This is a genomic window from Streptomyces sp. cg35 (assembly GCF_050410835.1).
Classification (GTDB): Bacteria; Actinomycetota; Actinomycetes; order Streptomycetales; family Streptomycetaceae; genus Streptomyces.
In genome coordinates this window covers 8,488,632-8,503,372 of the sequence record NZ_CP191268.1, presented here as the reverse complement: position 1 = coordinate 8,503,372, position 14,741 = coordinate 8,488,632, and the positions used below count along the sequence as shown (strand labels likewise).

19 protein-coding genes are annotated in these 14,741 nt (G+C 71.2%); 9 read left to right on the top strand and 10 right to left on the bottom strand.

The features are described 5' to 3' along the window. The first annotated feature begins 55 nt into the window (after positions 1–55). The 7 genes from ACQUQD_RS39185 to ACQUQD_RS39155 all read left to right on the top strand — a co-directional run bounded on the left by ACQUQD_RS39185 (position 56) and on the right by ACQUQD_RS39155 (position 5,341). The gene (locus ACQUQD_RS39185) at positions 56–838 is read left to right on the top strand and encodes an SDR family NAD(P)-dependent oxidoreductase (protein ID WP_428956997.1); all 783 of its coding nucleotides are present in this window, start codon (positions 56–58) and stop codon (positions 836–838) included. 47 nt (positions 839–885) lie between these two features. Next, positions 886–1,296 (top strand): nitroreductase/quinone reductase family protein, encoded by a 411-nt coding sequence (locus ACQUQD_RS39180; protein WP_428956996.1) that lies wholly within the window; start codon positions 886–888, stop codon positions 1,294–1,296. 494 nt (positions 1,297–1,790) lie between these two features. Continuing rightward, a complete protein-coding gene (locus ACQUQD_RS39175; protein WP_428956995.1) occupies positions 1,791–1,943 on the top strand; it encodes a hypothetical protein in 153 nt (50 codons plus the stop codon). Further along, positions 1,940–2,098, top strand: a complete 159-nt coding sequence (locus tag ACQUQD_RS39170) for a hypothetical protein (protein WP_428956994.1) — start codon at positions 1,940–1,942, stop codon at positions 2,096–2,098. The genes ACQUQD_RS39175 and ACQUQD_RS39170 overlap by 4 nt, the downstream gene beginning before the upstream one ends. After that, positions 2,095–4,032: an ABC transporter ATP-binding protein gene (locus ACQUQD_RS39165; RefSeq protein WP_428956993.1), complete on the top strand. Its 1,938-nt coding sequence runs from the start codon at positions 2,095–2,097 to the stop codon at positions 4,030–4,032. The genes ACQUQD_RS39170 and ACQUQD_RS39165 overlap by 4 nt, the downstream gene beginning before the upstream one ends. Further along, complete coding sequence (locus ACQUQD_RS39160; protein ID WP_428956992.1) at positions 4,029–4,166, top strand: hypothetical protein; 138 nt, start codon at positions 4,029–4,031, stop codon at positions 4,164–4,166. The genes ACQUQD_RS39165 and ACQUQD_RS39160 overlap by 4 nt, the downstream gene beginning before the upstream one ends. After that, entirely contained in the window at positions 4,163–5,341 is a 1,179-nt protein-coding gene (locus ACQUQD_RS39155) for a bifunctional class I SAM-dependent methyltransferase/NUDIX hydrolase (protein WP_428956991.1), read from the top strand. Before ACQUQD_RS39160 ends, ACQUQD_RS39155 begins: the two co-directional genes overlap by 4 nt. A gap of 356 nt (positions 5,342–5,697) precedes the next feature. On the opposite strand, the gene ACQUQD_RS39150 is transcribed toward ACQUQD_RS39155, so the two are convergent. The 3 genes from ACQUQD_RS39150 to ACQUQD_RS39140 are packed head-to-tail and all read right to left on the bottom strand — an operon-like array spanning position 5,698 to position 8,266. Further along, positions 5,698–6,396, bottom strand: coding sequence for a 3-oxoacid CoA-transferase subunit B (locus ACQUQD_RS39150; protein ID WP_428956990.1), 699 nt, complete (start codon positions 6,394–6,396; stop codon positions 5,698–5,700). Further along, the gene (locus ACQUQD_RS39145) at positions 6,393–7,064 is read right to left on the bottom strand and encodes a 3-oxoacid CoA-transferase subunit A (RefSeq protein WP_428956989.1); all 672 of its coding nucleotides are present in this window, start codon (positions 7,062–7,064) and stop codon (positions 6,393–6,395) included. The genes ACQUQD_RS39150 and ACQUQD_RS39145 overlap by 4 nt, the downstream gene beginning before the upstream one ends. After that, the gene (locus ACQUQD_RS39140) at positions 7,061–8,266 is read right to left on the bottom strand and encodes a thiolase family protein (protein WP_428956988.1); all 1,206 of its coding nucleotides are present in this window, start codon (positions 8,264–8,266) and stop codon (positions 7,061–7,063) included. The genes ACQUQD_RS39145 and ACQUQD_RS39140 overlap by 4 nt, the downstream gene beginning before the upstream one ends. An 84-nt stretch (positions 8,267–8,350) precedes the next feature. Here ACQUQD_RS39140 and ACQUQD_RS39135 point away from each other — a divergent pair, with 84 nt between their 5' ends. After that, positions 8,351–9,238: a LysR substrate-binding domain-containing protein gene (locus ACQUQD_RS39135; RefSeq protein ID WP_428956987.1), complete on the top strand. Its 888-nt coding sequence runs from the start codon at positions 8,351–8,353 to the stop codon at positions 9,236–9,238. Positions 9,239–9,307: 69 nt separating this feature from the next. On the opposite strand, the gene ACQUQD_RS39130 is transcribed toward ACQUQD_RS39135, so the two are convergent. From ACQUQD_RS39130 to ACQUQD_RS39105, 6 genes are all read right to left on the bottom strand, one after another. Then, positions 9,308–10,114, bottom strand: coding sequence for a PhzF family phenazine biosynthesis protein (locus tag ACQUQD_RS39130; RefSeq protein WP_428956986.1), 807 nt, complete (start codon positions 10,112–10,114; stop codon positions 9,308–9,310). A 62-nt stretch (positions 10,115–10,176) separates the two neighbouring features. Next, positions 10,177–10,320: a hypothetical protein gene (locus tag ACQUQD_RS39125; RefSeq protein ID WP_428956985.1), complete on the bottom strand. Its 144-nt coding sequence runs from the start codon at positions 10,318–10,320 to the stop codon at positions 10,177–10,179. Positions 10,321–10,418: 98 nt separating this feature from the next. Next, positions 10,419–11,120, bottom strand: coding sequence for an alpha/beta hydrolase (locus tag ACQUQD_RS39120; RefSeq protein WP_428956984.1), 702 nt, complete (start codon positions 11,118–11,120; stop codon positions 10,419–10,421). Positions 11,121–11,237: 117 nt separating this feature from the next. Beyond that, positions 11,238–11,786, bottom strand: a complete 549-nt coding sequence (locus ACQUQD_RS39115) for a hypothetical protein (protein WP_428956983.1) — start codon at positions 11,784–11,786, stop codon at positions 11,238–11,240. 45 nt (positions 11,787–11,831) lie between these two features. Next, positions 11,832–12,122, bottom strand: a complete 291-nt coding sequence (locus tag ACQUQD_RS39110) for a hypothetical protein (protein WP_428956982.1) — start codon at positions 12,120–12,122, stop codon at positions 11,832–11,834. Between the two features lie 1,165 nt (positions 12,123–13,287). Further along, positions 13,288–13,467 (bottom strand): hypothetical protein, encoded by a 180-nt coding sequence (locus ACQUQD_RS39105; RefSeq protein WP_428956981.1) that lies wholly within the window; start codon positions 13,465–13,467, stop codon positions 13,288–13,290. 514 nt (positions 13,468–13,981) lie between these two features. Between ACQUQD_RS39105 and ACQUQD_RS39100 the strand changes: the two genes are divergently transcribed. After that, positions 13,982–14,215: a DUF5133 domain-containing protein gene (locus ACQUQD_RS39100; RefSeq protein WP_428956980.1), complete on the top strand. Its 234-nt coding sequence runs from the start codon at positions 13,982–13,984 to the stop codon at positions 14,213–14,215. 45 nt (positions 14,216–14,260) lie between these two features. Here ACQUQD_RS39100 and ACQUQD_RS39095 read toward each other — a convergent pair whose 3' ends face one another. Further along, positions 14,261–14,662 (bottom strand): ATP-binding protein, encoded by a 402-nt coding sequence (locus ACQUQD_RS39095; RefSeq protein WP_428956979.1) that lies wholly within the window; start codon positions 14,660–14,662, stop codon positions 14,261–14,263. Positions 14,663–14,741 lie beyond the last annotated feature (79 nt).

Here is a 14,741-nt window from a genome sequence, read left to right as displayed (position 1 = left end):
TCACCACAAGAACCTTTGGCTGCTCAGCCACGTACCACTGCGAAAAGGACCCCTCATGGGACGCTTCGACAACCGCACCGTGCTCGTCACCGGCGGCACCGGCGGCCAGGGCGCCAGCCACGTCCGCGCCTTCCACTCCGAAGGCGCCGCCGTCGTGATCGCCGACATCGCGGAGGACCGGGGCCACGCCCTCGCCTCCGAGCTCGGCGACCGCGCTCTCTACATACGCCTCGACGTCACCGACGAGACGTCCTGGAACGACGCGATCACCGCGACCGAGGAGCGCTTCGGCCCGCTGTCCGTCCTGGTCAACAACGCCGGCGTGCAGAATCCCGCCGCCCCGATCGAGGCCACGGACCTGCGCGTGTGGAACCGCATCCTCGCCATCAACCTCACCGGCGCCTTCCTCGGCATCAAGGCGGCGGCCCCTTCGCTGCGCCGCGGTGGCGGCGGCGTCATCGTCAACATCGCCTCCACCTCGGGAGTGGGCGGTACGGCCTTCTACGCGCCCTACGTCTCCGGGAAGTGGGCCGTGCGCGGCCTGACGATGACAGCCGCGCTGGAACTGGGCCGGGACAACATCCGCGTGAACGCCATCCACCCCGGGGTCATCGCCACTCCCTTCATCACCGAGCCCGCCGCGGGCAGCGACGCCCCGATCTCGGACTTCTACTCCCCCGAGCCGTTCGCCGTGCCGCGCCTGGGCGAGCCCGCCGACATCACCCGCGCCCTGCTGTTCCTCAGCTCGGACGAGGCGTCCTTCGCCACCGGCTCGGAGTTCGTCATCGACGGCGGCCTGCTGCTCGGCCCCGCCCTCAAGCACGACGAGGCCGCCTGACCGGAACGGGCGCCGTTCGACCACCCCACCCAGGAAAGGAGCCGCCCGTGGACGCGGCAGCACGCGCCGCCATCGAGATCACGCCCGCCGCGGGCACCCGCGCGAGGATCATCGACATCACCACGACCGGGCGCCGCACCGGCCGCCCCCGCCGGATCGAGATCTTCTTCTACCGGGCCCTGGGCGAGACCTACCTGTGCAGCGGAACATCGGGGCGCCCGACGAGTTGGTACGCGAACCTGCTGGGCGAGCCGGACTTCACCTTCCACCTCAAGCACGGCGTCACGGCCGATCTCCCGGCCCGGGCCACCCCCGTCACCGACGAGGAAGAGCGCCGCCGGGTCCTGACCGAGATCGTCGCCGACCTCAACCAGCCGCACAATCCGGGCACCATCGCCCAGCCGACGCGTCTGGAGGACTGGCTGAACAGCCGTCTCGCGCGGATCTCCTTCCGCTGAATCCGCCGACAGGGCAGCCGACTTCACCGATCCGTGCGACGCGGCATCACGCCGGTCCGCCGTCCGGTCGGACTCCGGCCCGCCGTTCCGATCGACCTCGCCGATGGCCCCGGGCGCACTCGCCCGGGGCCATCGGCGCGTGCCGCGTACTGCCGCACCTCCCTCTGTCCGAATCCCGCCGCCGCCCGCGCCGGATTGTCAGTGGCGTACGCGAGGGTGCAGTCCGCCATCGGAGTCCGCGGCTCGTCGGAGGGGCACGTTGCAGGTGAAGCGCACAGCCGTGCAATCCCCCGGAAGGGCTACGGTCCGACCCTCGTCACCAACACGGGCGAATTCGAAAACACGGCGCCCGCGCCGATCCCTGCAACGGCAAGGCCGAGCGCCCGACCATCGAACTCGCGCGCGCCTTGTCGCTCGTACCGGACCCGTGTCGGCGCCGTGATCAGCGGCGTTGTCCGATGTGCTGCATCCAGCCCGTCGACCAAGGAGAAACCGTGAATCCTGTGCTGGCCCTTCCCGCGCTGCGCGCCGTGTTCGAAAATCCCCCCGCTCATCTCGGCGCGGTGTCCGTGCTGCGGCGCCCCGTCGACGCGCGCCGCGCCCTGTTCGCCGCGGCGTCACGACCGTCATCGAGGTGGGGCGCATGACCGACCCGACTCCGGCGACTGCGGTCGCCCGTGCCCTCCTGCTCACTCTCGACACGGTCAGCTGCTGCCCCGGGGATCTGGTCCACGGCGATCGGCAGGTACCGGCGCACGGCATGCGCACCCAGGACCGGCTGACGGGCGAGGAGCGCCGATGACCGAGACAGCGAACGCTCTGCACGGCAAGGACGAGGAACCCGCCGGGACGTCACCGACGGAGGCCGAGGAGGTTCTCGCCCTCGATCACCCCGGCGGGGACAGCCGCGAACTCGCCGAACTGCTCACCGGCACCACCATGGCCCGCCGACTCCCTTCGCTGGTCCGACGCACGTTCGCCCTGGCGTGGGAGATCGACCGCAAGGCGGTCGTCGTCCTGCTCGCCTGCCAGATCGTCTCCGGTGTCTCCGGGGCGCTCGGCCTGGTCGCCACGACGCAGGCCCTGACCGTGCTCATCGCCACCGCCCAGGACACCGGCCTGCTCAGCGAAGCGGCCCTGCCCGTGGCCGTCCTGGCAGGCAGCGCCGCCCTGCGATCCGGACTCGGCATCGCGATCCAGGCGTTGTCCGCGCAGCTGTCGCCCCGGGTCAGCCGCGAGGCCGAGTACAAGATGCTCGAGGCGGCGACCCGAGCCGAGCAGGCCGCGTACGACAACCCCGGCTTCAACGACCGCTATGACGCGGCCGAGCGCGGGATCGACGCCAGCGGCGACATGATCGGCCAGTCCCAGAACTACATCGCCTCGCTGACCACCTTCCTGTCCGGGGCCGTGGTTCTCACGAGCCTGTATCCGCTGCTGCTCGTGCCGTTGGTCCTGGCCGCCGTTCCGCAGGCCGTCGCCTCCATCCGCGGTGAACGCATCACCTACCTGGCCCGGATCGCCACCCACAAGGACCGGCGCATGATGTACATGCTGCGCTGGTACCTGATCGCCAAGGACCAGTCCGATCAGGTCCGCACCGACACCCTGGCCCCGCACCTGCTGAGCAAGTACCGGGCGAGCGCGGAGCGTGTGGAGGCGACCAGCGACAAGGCGACCCGCCGACGCGCCAGGATCTCCGTGGTCGGCTCGCTCGCCACCGGTGCGGGCGCCTGCCTGGTGGGCGGCACGGTGGTCCTGCTGTTGAGCACCGGCCGGATCTCCGCCGCCGCTGCCGGAACCGCGGCCTTCGCTCTGCGCACGGCCTTCACCGGCCTGCAGGGCCTGGTCGGCTACGGCCGGGACCTCCTGCGCACCGGCCTGTACCTCGACGACTGGAAGGAGTTCGTCGACGAGGCGGCCGGGCAGCGCCTGGATCGCGGTGACCTCGTCCCCGGCGGGCCGGAGCACATCGCCCTCAGGGACGTGTCCTTCCGCTATCCGGGAGCGGACGCGGACACCCTCCACCACGTCGACTTCGAGGTGCGGCGCGGCGAGATCGTGGCGGTGATCGGGGAGAACGGATCGGGGAAGTCGACCCTGATGCGACTGCTGTCCGGACTGAACCTGCCCTCGAGCGGCGTGGTCACCTGGGACGGCGTCAGCGTCGCCGACCTCGACCCGCACGCGGCGTGGCGCCGGACCAGCGTCGTGCCGCAGGACTTCGCCCGCTGGCCGATGACCGCACGCGAGAACATCGCCCTCGGCCAGCCCCGGCCCGAGGGCGACGCCGCCGTCCACAGCGCGGCCCGGGCCAGCGGCGCCGACGATGTGATCGCCACGCTCCGCTCCGGGCTCAACACCCTTCTGGCCAGGGAGTGGTGGGGCGGAGTCGCACTGTCCGGCGGCCAGTGGCAGCGCATCGCGGTGGCCCGCGCCCTCCACCGGGACGCCGGCCTGCTCGTCATGGACGAACCGACCAGCGACCTCGACGCCCGTGCCGAACACCGGATCTTCACCGGGCTGCGCGACGTGGCGGGCGACCGTGCGGTCTGTCTGGTCACACACAACCTGTCGAACGCGTCGGTCGCCGATCGCGTCGTCGTGCTGCATCAGGGCCGCATCGTGCAGAGCGGCACGTTCCACGACCTCGTCAACACCCCCGGCCACATGCAGGACTTGTGGCAGCTGCAACAGGACCGGGCCGCCTTCCGCCCCCGGAAGGACGCCCCATGACCGGATCTCCCGAGACCTACCGGGAGCCGCCGTGGGCGGCCGGATGCCGTCACCGGGCCGTCGACGCCGCCGGGGCCCGCACCCGCGACCACGCCACCGCTCCCTCCACCGCACAACGAAGGACCTGGACTTGAACTCGTACGCGCTCAATCACGACAGCTGGACCGTCTACGGCCAACGGCAGCTCGACCACGGCTTCGTGCCCTCCGTACCCGAGCGCATGAGCTGGGGTCCCTGGGAGGGAGTCGGCCCCGACGCCGACGTGCTCGGCGATCTCGGCGGCAAACGGGTCCTGGACATCGGGTCCGGCGCCGGCCATCACGCCGTCCATCTCGCGCGCACCCAGGGCGCTCACGTCACCGCGATCGAGCTCTCCCCCACCCAGCACGAACGCGCCGTCCGTGAACACGGCGCGGAGCCCGGCGTACGGCTCCTCTGTGGGGACGCCGTCGACCATCTCAGCGGCACCGACCCGTACGACGCCGCCTACGCCATCGGCAGCCTCGCCTTCAGCGACCCGCATCGGATGCTGCCCGCGCTGCGTGACGGCCTGCGGGCCGGTGCGCCGCTCGTGTTCTCCGTCCTGCACACCGACCTGCACGGCCGGGGACCGTCCGCGGCGGTGGCGTCGCGGGAGCAGATGATCAGGCTTCGCGACGACCCGCCGCTTCCGGTGCACATGTGGGTGCTCTCCCCGCAGTTGTGGGAGGACCTGCTCACCGAGAACGGTTTCCGGGTCGAGGCGATCGACCTGATCCGCGCGCCGGACGCCGATTCCCCGGTGGTGCATCAGCTCATCCGGGCCCGGCGGCTGGCACGCGACGTCCGGCGCGTCACGAGCCGGCCCCGCAGCCGCAAGCCGCTCGTCCCGCACGCCACCATCGGTGTCGGCGCCATCGTCATGAGCGGCGACCGTGTCCTGCTCGGCCGGCACCGTCTCGGGACCCTGGAACTGCCCGGCGGTCACGTGGAGCCGGGCGAGTCGTTCGCCGAGGCCGCGGTCCGCGAACTGGGCGAGGAGAGCGGCCTGCTCGCCCGGCCCGACGACGTCCACCTGCTGGGCACGCTCGTCGACCACGCGGGCGATGTCGTACGTGTCACGGTGGCCGCCCGCATCACGGCGTGGCGAGGGACACCCGCGACCCAGCCCGACGAGAGCGTCGGCGACTGGCAGTGGTGGAGCCTGGATCAGCTGCCTCACGGCTTGTTCGTGTGCAGCGCCCAGATCCTCACGGCCTGGCGCCCCGATCTGCCCATCGATCACACCCCCGCACACTTCACACCGTTCACCCGACGACCAGCCTTCTGAGGGGCCCTCAAATGCTCCCCGCCCGTCACGGTCCTCCTGCTGACGGGCGGGGAGCCCTGTCGCAGGGCGCGATTGATCCGCTCCAGTTCCGGATCGTGGTCGTCCGTACCGGCGGTGGCCTTGCGCACGTCGCGGCCTTCTCGGCGGAGTCACCGGAGAAGGGGTTCGGCAGCCATCCGAAGAGGACCGTGACGAAGGCCGGCCCGCACCTGAATCCAGCCTTCAGGCCCCTCCGTGAATGCCATGACGTATGGCCATTTCAATACTCACGTCACACGACGAGAAGAGTTCTCGGTTCCGCTGGCGGCCATCGGACAGCGGCCCTGCCCCTTCTCTCGCCTCAAGTGGGCCTCGCCCTAGGAGGTTTCGATGATCAGCGGCACGTCCAACCGCGCGGCCAGCTCGTCCGGGGTGATGCCGAAGGTCTGTGTGACGCGCACGCCTCGCGGGGTGACGTCGAAGACCGCCAGGTCCGTGTAGACGCGGTCGACGCAGCCGAGGCCGGTCAGCGGGTAGCTGCATTCGGGGACGAGCTTGGGCTTCCCGTCCTTGGTGAAGAGGGTCATCATCACGAACACCTTCTTGGCCCCGATCGCCAGATCCATCGCACCGCCGACGGCAGGGATGGCGTCAGGCGCGCCGGTGTGCCAGTTGGCCAGATCGCCGGCGGCCGAGACCTGGAACGCGCCGAGGACGCAGATGTCCAGGTGGCCGCCGCGCATCATGGCGAAGGAGTCGGCGTGGTGGAAGTAGGCGGCTCCGGGCAGTTCGGTGACGGGTGCCTTGCCCGCGTTGGTGAGATCGGGGTCGACCTGGTCGTCCTGCGCGGCGGGGCCCATGTTGAGCATGCCGTTCTCGGTGTGGAGCACCACCCCGGAGTCGGCGGGCAGATGGTCGGCGACGAGGGTCGGCTGGCCGATGCCCAGGTTGACGAAGGCACCCTGCGGGATGTCGCGTGCGATGAGGGCCGCGATGTCGTGCTTGCCCAGCGGGCCCCGCTCGTCGGCGTCGGGCGCCGGGGTCGGTGTGTTCACGGCCTGGCTCGGGGTGTTCATGCGCGACCCGCCTCCTGCACGATCCGGTCGACGAAGATGCTCGGGGTCACGACGGTCTCCGGGTCGATCTCGCCGGTCTCGACGATCTCGCGGACCTGGGCGATCACGGTGGTCGCCGCGGTGGCCATGACCGGCCCGAAATTGCGGGCGGTCTTGCGGTAGACGAGGTTGCCCGTCCGGTCGGCGCGGTGGGCACCGATCAGCGCGACGTCCCCCTTGATCGGGTACTCCAGTACGTAGGTGCGGCCGTCGATCTCGCGCGTCTCCTTGCCCTCGGCGAGCAGCGTGCCCGCACCCGTGGGACAGAAGAAGGCCCCGATGCCGGCCCCGGCCGCCCGCATGCGCTCCGCGAGGTTGCCCTGCGGCACCACGTCGAGCTCGATCCGCCCGGCGCGGTACAGCTCGTCGAACACCCACGAGTCCGTCTGGCGCGGGAAGGAGCAGATCACCTTGCGGACGCGGCCCTTGGCCAGCAGCGCGGCGAGCCCGGTGTCGCCGTTGCCGGCGTTGTTGGACACGACGGTGAGGTCCTTGGCTCCCTGACGGATGAGCGCGTCGATCAGCTCGACCGGCATTCCGGCCATACCGAATCCGCCGACCAGCACGGTGGAGCCGTCCTCGATCCCGGCCACCGCCTCGTCGGCGTCGGCGCACAGCTGTGTGGTCATCGCTCGCTCCCCGTGACGTTCTCCAGGACCAGGGCGAGTGCCTGGCCGACTCCGATACAGATGGCGGCGACGCCCCACCGCTCGCCGGACTCGCGGAGCCGGTGCGCCAGGGTGCCGAGCAGCCGGCCGCCGGACGCGCCCAGCGGGTGGCCGAGCGCGATCGCACCGCCCTTGGCGTTGACGATGTCCGGGTCCACTCCCCAGGCGTCGACGCAGGCCAGCGACTGCACGGCGAAGGCCTCGTTCAGCTCGACGGCCGCCACGTCGGACCAGGAGATCCCCGCGCGCTTCAGCGCCTTGTTCGCCGCCTCCACGGGCGCGTATCCGAACAGCTGCGGGTCCAGCGCGGACACCCCGCGTCCGGCGATCCGGGCGACGGGATCGGTGCCGATCCGTGCGGCGGCGGCGCCGGAGCCGAGGAGGACGGCCGAGGCTCCGTCGCTCAGCGGGGACGCGTTGCCCGCCGTGATGACGCCGTCGGGGCGGAAGACGGGCTTGAGCCCGGCGAGCCTCTCGGCGGTGGAGCCGGGGCGGATCCCCTCGTCCCGGTCGAGCGTGGTGCCCTTGGCGTCCACGGCGACGGGCACGACCAGGCCGTCGTAGAAGCCCGCGTTCCAGGCGTCGTCGGCGAGGTTGTGGGAGCGGGCGGCGAAGGCGTCCTGGCGCTCGCGGGTGACGTCGAAGCGGTCGGCGAGCTGTTCGTTCGCCTCGCCCAGGGAGACGGTCCATTCCTTGGGCATGCGTGCGTTGACCAGTCGCCAGCCGAGCGTGGTGGACACGGCCGTCATGTCCGCGGCGGGGAACGCCCGCGCGGGCTTGGGCAGGACCCAGGGCGCCCGGGTCATCGACTCGACCCCGCCGGTGAGCACGATGTCCGCGTCGCCGGTCTCGATGGTGCGGGAGGCGATGAGGGCGGCGTCCAGCGAGGATCCGCAGAGCCGGTTCACGGTCGTGGCGGGCACCGAGGTCGGCAGGCCCGCGAGGAGGACGGCCATCCTGCCGACGTTCCGGTTGTCCTCACCGGCGCCGTTGGCGTTGCCCCAGACGACGTCGCCGATCTCCGCCGGGTCGAGGTCGGGGGTCCTGGCCAGGGTCGCGGTGACGGCGAGCGCCGCGAGGTCGTCGGGCCGGACGTCCGCGAGGGCCCCCGAGAACCGTCCGAAGGGCGTTCGTGCTGCTGCGTACAGGTAGCTGTCGGTCACGCACTCACGGTAGGAGCGCCCGGTTCATCGCGTCCAAGACCTAGTCCGCATCAATTGATAAGCACTGCTTATAAAGTGGAGTGTATGGAACTCCGTCAGCTCCGGTACTTCCTCGCGCTCGCCGAGGAATGCCACTTCGGCCGCGCGGCCGCCCGCCTGCATCTGGCCCAGCCGGCTCTGTCCCAGCAGATCAAGCAGTTGGAGCGCGAACTCGGGGTGTCCTTGTTCCACCGCTCGACCCGCCGCGTCGAGCCGACCGAAGCCGGCCGGCAGCTGACCGACTACGCGCGCGCCCTCGTCGCGGAGGAGGAGCGCGCCCGCGTGCACATGCGGGAGCTGGCCACGGGCCACGCGGGTCGGGTCTCGGTGGGCTTCATCGGCACGGCCACCTACGACGTGCTGCCGCAGGTCGCCCGTACGGTACGGGCCCGGTTGCCCGGGATCACCTTGGACCTGCGCGGGGAGCTGCTGGCCCCGGAGCTCGTCGAGGGACTGCTCGGCGGCACCTACGACCTCGCGGTGGTCCGCGGCACCGTCACCGACGCGGAACTGCGGGTCACCCCGCTGCGGTCCGAACCCCTGGTGGCGGTCCTGCCCGCGCACCACCCGCTGGCGGGCCGCCGGAGCGTTCCGCTGGAGGCCCTGGCCGACGCGCCGTTCGTGATCCATCCCTCGCAGTCCCGGTCCTCGATGTACGACCGGGTGCTGGCCGCGTGCGAACGCGCGGGCTTCCGCCCGGCCTCGCTCACCGAGGTCGGCGAGACGGCCACTCTGGTCGTCTTCGTGGCGGCAGGGCACGGCGTGGCCCTGGTACCGCGATCGGTGCGGAGTCTCAGCCTCGACGGCGTCACCTACGTGCCCCTGGCGGAACCCGAGTCGGTCGACCTGCTCCTGGCCCGCCGGGCGAACCGCGTCTCCCCCGCCACCGAGCAGGTCGCCTCGGTGATCGAGCAGTGTGTGAGCGGCACCTGAGCGATACGTGAGCGCACGGCAAGCGGTGCCGTCGCGCCGCGCCACGCGGGAGCGGGCCGCCTCTCCCCGCTACCCCATCAACGCGCCGTCGATGACGACGACGGCCTTCCCGGTGAGCAGGGTGCGCTCCCCGCGCAGGGCGACGCCGACGAGCCCGGTGCGGTCCGAGGCCTGCATGCCGGTCAGGTCGGTACGCCCCATGCGCTCGGACCAGAAGGGCGCGAGGGCGGTGTGGGCGCTGCCGGTCACCGGGTCCTCGTTCACCCCGACGCGGGGGAAGAAACACCGGGAGACGAAGTCGTAGCCCGCGGACGGATCCGCCGCGGGGGCGGTGACGATGACGCCGCGCTCCGACAGGTCGGCCAGGGCCACGAGATCGGGGACGAGAGCGCGCACCGTGGCCTCGTCGGCCAGTTCGACGAGCAGGTCACCGACCCCGCCCGTGTCGTGTGCGGACAGCGGCGTCGCCCCGAGTGCCGGGGCCAGCTCCGCCGGTACGTCCGCCGCGGTCAGCTTCGCCGTCGGGAAGTCGAGGGTGAGGGAGTCGTCGGAGTCGGCGGTGGCGATGAGGATGCCGCTGCGGGTGCGGAAGCGGATCGGGCCGGTGGCCCGGCCCGTGGAGAAGAGCACATGAGCCGCGGCCAACGTCGCGTGCCCGCAGAGGTCCACCTCGGTCGTGGGCGTGAACCAGCGAAGGTTCCAGTCCGCGTCCTGCCCTGCCGGCAGCGGGTGGACGAAGGCGGTCTCGGAGTGATTGAGCTCCAGCGCGACGCTCTGCAGCCAGCCGTCGTCGAGGAACGCGTCCAGCAGGACCACTCCGGCCGGATTGCCCGTGAACGGGCGGTCGGCAAATGCATCCACCACACGAATTCGCATGAATCCGACATTAACGGAGCCGCCCGGGCCGCCTCACCCCGGCCACGGGCTGGGGCGCCGGGCTAATGCGAGGCCTGCCCGAACTCCGCGTGGCGTGCGTGCGCCTCGTACAGCTCACGGCCCGCCCGGTCCTCGCGGGGCAGAACCGTCCGCCGGGCCTCGGTGCGCGCCTGCTCCAGCAGACGCCGGAAATCCTCGTCCGTCATGGCCGCTCACCTCCTTGCTCGGCTCGACATCCTTCACTGGTAATCCGGAACCGGACGGCTTCCGGATGGGGCCGAACGTCCACCGATGCCGGCCGGCATCAAAGGGTGCAGGGCTCTCCGGACTCCACGGCGCGGCGCACCAGGGGCTCACCGGTTCCCGGTGCGAGCACCTCCGCCACCGCCCCTGCCGCGATCCGGTGCCAGACCGGGCCGCGGCGCAGCATCGCGTGGTCGCCGCCGGCCACGATCAGGGTCGCCGTCCGGGCTCCCTGGGCACGGGCGCGGCGCATCATCTCCGTCGAGGCGCGCGGGTCGGTGATGCGGTCACCGTCGCCGTGCAGGACCACCGCGGTCCGGTCCTGCAACTGGTCCGTCGGCTCGCCGTCGGGGCACCACGGGGCGAGGGCCACCACTCCGCGCACCTGGGCGGCACCGGCCGCTCGCAGCGCGGCGCGGCCGCCCATGGAGTGTCCGAGAAGGACCACCGGGACGTCGCCCACGCGGGAGGCCAGTTCGGCGAGGGCCTGCTCGGTGTCGCGCAGCGGATCGGCACTGCTCCCGTTCCAGCCCCTGTAGCGGTAGCGCACGGACCCGATCAGGAGCCGCTGCTCCGGCACCGCCCGGCCGACCGCGGCGAAGAAGGGGCGCATGCGCAGGGCGGCCAGATGCCAGGGCCGCGAAGGTTCCCGTCCCGTCTCCCGGCCGCCGTGCAGCACCAGCACGGCGGCGTGCGGATCGGCTCCGCCGGACATGATCCGCACGTTGGACCGCTCCACGGTCCGGGCATTGCTTCCGCTCATCGAAGGCTCTCTCTGTCGTGTCCCTGCGCTCGTACGCACCCGTGATCCGGAGCCCACCCGTGTCACGGATTGGCCGCCGCGCGTACGAGCACGATCTCTCAGGGACGGCACGGCGGGTCAAGCGATCGTGGTGAGCGACCGTCCCGGGCCGAGGTGCGAGAGTCCGCGGGGGCCGAGGCACTCGATGCGGGCGTCAGCGGCGTCGTACGTGGTCTCGTTCCGGTAGGTGAGCTGTGCGAAGGGGCCGTCGGTGATCTTCCCGGCGCCGACCACGAGAAGCTCGGGTCCTTGTCGGGTGACCGTGATGACGGCGTCGTCGATGAACGAGGTCTCGTCGGTGTCCCACGTGACGGCCAGGCGCTGGTGCTCGCGGACGCCCAGCAGCGAGGTGCACGACACCACCAGAGGAACGTCGGAGGAGGAGTCGAGAGCCTTCGTCACGCGGCTGTCGTCGCTGGTGACGGTGCACGTCTCGTACCGCTGCGTCGTCGTGGCGACCACCGTCGCCTCGTCCGGACCGACCGGCGGACGGTAGGCGACCTCGCCGGTGGCGTCGCACCTGACGACCGCGGCCGGCATCGCCCCGGCGGGAGCGCCGCCCATGACGGTGACCGCCGAGAGGACGAGTGTGGTGCCTGCGGCCCAGGCGGCGGCCCTGCTGGTCATGAAGCTCCCTGTCACAGCGGTCGCGGTCGGCACGAGGTCCCTTTTTCAGCAGTCGAGGTCGGGCCTGCGCAGGTAACCGAGCCGGTCGCCCGCGTCGTTCGACACCTGGAACATCTCCGGGTTCGTCGTCGACCCCGCGTTGATCTGCCGGCCCTTGTCCACGAAGCCGACCGTGGCGGAGAAGGGATTGTTCTCGGCGGAGATGGCCGCGTCCTTGTTGGCGACGCACACCGCCCCCGCGTAAGCGGGAGTCACGAGCCCCGCCGGCGCGAGGAGGACCGCACCCGACAGTGCCGCCAGGACCGCGAGTCGACCGAGACGTCCGGTGATCCCCATGTGACTGCCCCTCACTTCGCTGCGCCCTTCGTGGCCGAGAGCATCGTGCGCGACGACGTACGGAATGTCATGTTTCGCCACGAGTGTTCGGCTGAGGTGTCAGCATCGGGAGCGCGCATCTCGCGCGCCGCGCCTGTTGCGCCAACTGGCCCGATGACGCGAGCGTGCCTTCTACAAACAATGGCGTGCCCGGGTGAATCTGGGCGGTCGTCCGCGAGGCGACCCCCTCTCGACGGCCGCGCCCTGTCTTTTATGCAGCCATGTACGAAGATCACATCGATCTCCACGGCACTGGTGTGCGTACGGCGGTGGTCACCGCCCTGTCAGCCGTCATCGTGAGCTGCGCCGCGCTGTCGGCCTCGGCCTCGCCGGCACCTGACGCACCCTCGGACACCCGGGCGGCGGGAGCGACGGCGGCAGCGTCGGGCTCCTCTGCCGGAGAGATGTTCAGCTCCTCGGAGAGACCCGGATACGGCGGGCCGGAGCAGGAGACGCCCCCGACCGCTCCCTCGGGCCACGGGGAGTCGACCGGTCCCGCGGACGAGGACTCCGGCGGGTACGGGGAGCAGCCTCCGGGCTACGGGGAGACGACACCTCCGTCGGAGTCCCCGTCACCTTCTCCCTCTGTGAGCTCCCCGCCCACTTCTCCGTCCACCACCCCGCCCACGTCGCCCCCCAGTACCACCACTCCGCCCGCCCCTCCCAGCAGCAGTCCGCCCGCCTCGTCACCACCGGCAACGCCCTCCCCCTCACCGTCGACCAGCCGTACGCCCAGCAGCCCTCCCTCGGAGAGCGCGACCACCCCCAGCTCCTCCCGCCCTCCGCAGTTGGCCAGGACCGGCGACCCCGACGGCCGCTACACGCTGGCCGTCATCGCGGCGTTCCTGATCGCGGCGGGCATCTGCTGCGTCCTCCTGTCCCGTCGCGAACAGCCCCGGCACTGACCGACCATGCCGTCCGGGCCAGGCCCGGCGACCGTCGGCGCGGGCAACGACGCGCGCCGGCGCTGCCCCGGGAGCCACGTCCGGCACCGGGGCACTGAACAGCCCGCCGCGCGCGGCGCCGCAGGGCCGTCCCGCGGACACGTCACACCGCACTTCCGCACCCGGGGACGCAAACGGCTGCCCGTCCCACCGGCAGCACCGGGTGCGGCGGCGGGCCGTGGTCAGCGACGGCGCGACGTCCTGGTGCGCGCCCAGCCACCGGCTCCCGCCAGGTGAAGGGCCAGCGCGGTGAGACCGAGCAGCATGATGTTGACCGACGTGAACACGTCGTTCGTCGAGATGTCCGCGGCATTGATCAGAAACGCGAGGAAGAACAGCACGGCGGCACCGATGGCAAACATGGGAACTCCTGTTCCTAGTCGTTGCCGCCCTAGTTCCCCCTTAAATCATCACCACGTACGAATCTTGTGCCGAATTCGAAAACCCCGCGCCTCCGGCTCGGAGAGCTCGCGGAACAGCCCCGTGTTCGCCGCCGCTTCACGGGTAGTCGTATCGAACATGGCGACGCGTGGCCGTCGCCCTCGTCGAACGGCTTCACGGAGGCGCCATGCCCGGCATTCTCGATCGGATCAAGCAGTACAGTCGCAGCCCGCAGGGGCAGCGGGTCATCGGCACGGCCCGGCGCACGGCAGCGGATCCCCGCAAGCGGGCTCAGGCCCGCGCGTGGCTGGGCCGACTGCGTCGACGCTGAGGAATCGTCGCCGCCGGGGAATCGGCGGCGGCCTCAACGACCCGGCACACACCGGATCGGACAGGGCGGGAGAAATCTTCTTTCGCCGATGACGCATGTCCGGGGGAATCCGGGGAAGTGGGAGCTCCATCGATTCCACAGGACAACAGAACAGGGCGTGCCTCGTGCTGAATCCCGATCCGATGTTCATCCGGACTCTTCTGAGCCGCTATGCCGACGTGCAGTTGCGTTTCTCGGAGCGCGCGACCCAGGAACTCCAATGGCAACTCGACGACATCACGTACACGTTGTGTGTCAGCACCGGGACCCAGTCCGTCCGCGATGCCCTGGCAGCGGCCGACCGCGTACTGGAGCACGCCGCCGCGGCCCGGTCCGGCGATGAGGCCCAGGCGGCCTGAACCGCCTCCCCTCATCACGGACCGGAGCTCCCTGCTGCCCCTGCCCTACCCGAAGGGCAGGGGCAGCCGCAGTGCGGCGGTGATGGTCTTGCCGCGGGGCCCCACATCGACGGCGACGTACGAGCTGAGCCGCTCCACCACCATCCAGCCGAAACCGCCCGGCCTGCCCGGGTCCCTGGGCGCCCGGTCAGGCACGGCCACGCTGCTGTCGCTCACGCTCATCAGGACGGCGTCGCCTTCCAGGCTGACGTGGAACCCGGTCGTGCCGCCCGCGTGACGGATCGCGTTGGCCGTCAACTCACTGGCCACCAGCAGCGCGTCGTCGTGCAGACGCCGCGCCTGTTCCAGGGGAAGACCGCAGCACACTTCCATGAGAACCGAGCTGACTTCCGCCCGGGCCTGCGCGCAGGTCGTGCGCTCCGGAGCAGGTGTCTCGGGGGCGCCCATCAGGATGGGATCCTCTCTGTACATAAGCAAACACCACATTCCGTCGTCGCTTCGTTTCGCTTTCCCAGCTCCGTCTTCC

What these genes read in the sequence shown, in the direction of transcription:
- ACQUQD_RS39185 (WP_428956997.1), top strand. Translation starts at nt 56, where the DNA reads ATGGGACGCTTCGACAACCGCACCGTGCTCGTCACCGGCGGCACCGGC.
- ACQUQD_RS39170 (WP_428956994.1), top strand. Translation starts at nt 1,940, where the DNA reads ATGACCGACCCGACTCCGGCGACTGCGGTCGCCCGTGCCCTCCTGCTC.
- ACQUQD_RS39165 (WP_428956993.1), top strand. Translation starts at nt 2,095, where the DNA reads ATGACCGAGACAGCGAACGCTCTGCACGGCAAGGACGAGGAACCCGCC.
- ACQUQD_RS39160 (WP_428956992.1), top strand. Translation starts at nt 4,029, where the DNA reads ATGACCGGATCTCCCGAGACCTACCGGGAGCCGCCGTGGGCGGCCGGA.
- ACQUQD_RS39150 (WP_428956990.1), bottom strand. Translation starts at nt 6,396, where the DNA reads ATGAACACCCCGAGCCAGGCCGTGAACACACCGACCCCGGCGCCCGAC.
- ACQUQD_RS39145 (WP_428956989.1), bottom strand. Translation starts at nt 7,064, where the DNA reads ATGACCACACAGCTGTGCGCCGACGCCGACGAGGCGGTGGCCGGGATC.
- ACQUQD_RS39135 (WP_428956987.1), top strand. Translation starts at nt 8,351, where the DNA reads ATGGAACTCCGTCAGCTCCGGTACTTCCTCGCGCTCGCCGAGGAATGC.
- ACQUQD_RS39130 (WP_428956986.1), bottom strand. Translation starts at nt 10,114, where the DNA reads ATGCGAATTCGTGTGGTGGATGCATTTGCCGACCGCCCGTTCACGGGC.
- ACQUQD_RS39125 (WP_428956985.1), bottom strand. Translation starts at nt 10,320, where the DNA reads ATGACGGACGAGGATTTCCGGCGTCTGCTGGAGCAGGCGCGCACCGAG.
- ACQUQD_RS39120 (WP_428956984.1), bottom strand. Translation starts at nt 11,120, where the DNA reads ATGAGCGGAAGCAATGCCCGGACCGTGGAGCGGTCCAACGTGCGGATC.
- ACQUQD_RS39115 (WP_428956983.1), bottom strand. Translation starts at nt 11,786, where the DNA reads ATGACCAGCAGGGCCGCCGCCTGGGCCGCAGGCACCACACTCGTCCTC.
- ACQUQD_RS39110 (WP_428956982.1), bottom strand. Translation starts at nt 12,122, where the DNA reads ATGGGGATCACCGGACGTCTCGGTCGACTCGCGGTCCTGGCGGCACTG.
- ACQUQD_RS39105 (WP_428956981.1), bottom strand. Translation starts at nt 13,467, where the DNA reads ATGTTTGCCATCGGTGCCGCCGTGCTGTTCTTCCTCGCGTTTCTGATC.
- ACQUQD_RS39095 (WP_428956979.1), bottom strand. Translation starts at nt 14,662, where the DNA reads ATGGGCGCCCCCGAGACACCTGCTCCGGAGCGCACGACCTGCGCGCAG.